The sequence below is a fragment of the Methylophaga sp. UBA1464 genome (genome assembly GCF_002325665.1).
In the GTDB taxonomy this organism is placed as follows: domain Bacteria; phylum Pseudomonadota; class Gammaproteobacteria; order Nitrosococcales; family Methylophagaceae; genus Methylophaga.
This window is the reverse complement of record NZ_DCSO01000064.1, coordinates 1-424: the sequence shown is the minus strand read 5'-3', so window position 1 is coordinate 424 and position 424 is coordinate 1. Positions and strand designations below refer to the sequence as shown.

Annotated in this window: 1 protein-coding gene; it reads right to left on the bottom strand. The window is 45.8% G+C overall.

The window, feature by feature from the left end; all coding sequences use genetic code 11:
* Positions 1 to 112 precede the first annotated feature (112 nt).
* Positions 113 to 424, bottom strand: a 312-nt coding sequence (locus tag B3O33_RS07715; RefSeq protein ID WP_292363337.1) for a class II fructose-bisphosphate aldolase, incomplete at its 5' end; no start/stop codon positions are given.

Sequence of the window (424 nt, the reverse complement as noted above, 5' to 3'; positions counted from 1 at the left end):
ATAAATTGGGTCAAGCTGATATGTGGCTTCATGGTTGTTATCCTTAAAAAACGGTTACGCCATTTACTGCCAATGCCAAAGTAAAAAGGCAGAGATTTGTTACCGAGAGAAATCAGATACCTTTTGGGGAAAGCTCTCCGGAGGCATAACGTTTCACCATTTTTTCCAGTGAAATCACTTTGATTTTGCTGGCATGCCCGGCACTACCGAAAGCTTCATAGCGGGATTGGCAGATAGCCTGCATTGCCGTGGTAGCGGCTTTATAGAATTTACGGGGGTCAAAATCGCTGGCATGTTCCGGCTGGCCCAGATACTGTCGAATTGCACCAGTGGTGGCCATACGTAAATCGGTATCAATATTGACTTTGCGTACGCCAAATTTAATGCCTGAGACGATCTCTTCAACCGGCACACCATAGGTTTG